The organism is Sulfuricella sp. T08, assembly GCF_000971475.1.
GTDB lineage: Bacteria > Pseudomonadota > Gammaproteobacteria > Burkholderiales > Sulfuricellaceae > Sulfuricella.
In genome coordinates this window covers 1-1,875 of record NZ_DF967593.1, presented here as the reverse complement: position 1 = coordinate 1,875, position 1,875 = coordinate 1, and the positions used below count along the sequence as shown (strand labels likewise).

Sequence of the window (1,875 nt, the reverse complement as noted above, 5' to 3'; positions counted from 1 at the left end):
TCTCAAGCTCTACCCTGACCGGACACACATTTCAGCATGCGTTGCTGATGCTGAGCTTGCTCGCGGCTTGGCCGGTGCGCCGTTACTCTGAACGATTGCTGTTGTTGGCCAGTGCCATCCCTTTCCTGCTGCTCATAGGCATGCTTGATACACCGCTGATGTTGTTGGGCAGTATTGACGATTTGATTCTAGCTAATGTCGCACCGGATGCTAGTTCTATCCTGGTCGGGTGGATGCATCTGCTCGATGGCGGCGGTCGCTTAGCGCTGGCAATTGCGGCAGCGCTGACAGCAGTTGTCTGCGGGACCTTGCTTGCAGGCTCATTGAAGCGTTTTTCTAGACCATGATAATTCCGAAATGGTCATGACCAATTTACTCGACTTTTCTTAACTTAGACTGTAGTGAGCTTAACTTCATGCACAAGCGCAATCGACCTCTGCAACACACTCGTCATGCAGCGCTCAGTCTGGCTTTATTATTAGTTGGAGTATCTATATGCCAAACGACGTTTGCCCAGGCCCAAGCATCCTTGTCGAAGACAAACACACACGCGCACGAGACTGGGAAAGCAATTTTCCGCGAATTTCTTCCTGAAAACGAATCATTGGATGTGGTAGTTACCCTCAAGCTGCGCAACCCTGAGTTGCTGGATCACCACCTACAGGCGCTCACTAAGCCAGGCGACCCCGAATTTAGGCGGTGGCTGAGCCGCGAACAGATTCTGGCCGATCACGCACCATTGCCGGAACGGGCAAAGGCAGTGGCAGATTATCTCACCCACGCGGGATTCACCAATGTTCATATCGAGCCTAACCGGCTGCTGCTAACCGCAACCGGAACGATAACGGCGATACGCAAGGCTTTCAATACCGAGGTTTGGCGCTTTGTTCGCGACGGCCGCGAAGGCATTGCGAACGTGACGGATGTTCAAGTGCCGTCAGAATTCAGAGATACGGTGCTTTCGGTGCTCGGATTGCAGACGATGGACCAGATGCACACGATGAACCATAAAGCCGCTAGTGTGCAGCTTACTGGTAGCGTGCATGGAATCAATCCGGTTAATTTTCCGGTCGCCTATAATGCAGCCGGTCTTCCCACCGCCTCGACAATGGTCGTTGGCATCATCACAGCAGGCAAAATGACGCAGACCATTGCGGATCTGCATCAGTTCGAGAGCCAGAACGGCCTGCCAATCATCAACCCTACCGTGGTCCAAGTCGGCAAGGCGAGTAGCGACATCAGTGGCACGGCGGAGTGGGACCTCGATAGCCAGAGCATCCAAGCCATGGCGGGTGGTCAAGTATCGCAGATGATTTTCTATACCGCACATTCACTGACTAATGCCGATCTCACAAAAACCCTCAATAAAGCGGTTTCCGACAACATTGCAGCGGTGATCAACGTTTCTCTCGGCGAGTGCGAATCCTCTGCGCAAGCTGATGGGTCAATGGCTGCTGACGATCAGATTTTCCAATTGGCCATAGCGCAAGGGCAAACTTTTTCTGTCAGCAGCGGCGACTCCGGCTCGCAAGAGTGTGGTAATCCCCTGGGAACTGCGGTGGGCGCTTCATATCCTGCGAGTTCACCTTATGTGATTGCGGTAGGCGGCACCACACTGTATACCGACACCAGTGGCAACTACGGTGGCGAGGTCGTTTGGAACGGTGGCGGTGGAAGCCCCAGTCTGGTTGAACCCAAGCCCAGTTGGCAGAACGGTGTTGTTTCCGGCTCGTATCGAGGGGTTCCTGATATCGCGTTCGACGCCGACCCGAATTCAGGTGCAATTATCGTTGTTAACGGCCAGCTTCAGCAATACGGCGGCACCAGCTTGGCGTCGCCACTTTTTGTCGGCAGTTGGGCACGCATACAATCGGC

The 1,875-nt window shown here is 53.9% G+C and carries 2 protein-coding genes; both read left to right on the top strand.

Annotated elements, in window-relative coordinates; all coding sequences use genetic code 11:
- Nucleotides 1-347: hypothetical protein (locus tag SCT_RS16565; protein WP_237759728.1), on the top strand; the 347-nt coding region annotated here is incomplete at its 5' end.
- Nucleotides 348-415: 68 nt separating this feature from the next.
- Nucleotides 416-1,875 (top strand): protease pro-enzyme activation domain-containing protein (locus tag SCT_RS16560; RefSeq protein WP_144408315.1); only part of this gene is annotated, 1,460 nt, incomplete at its 3' end.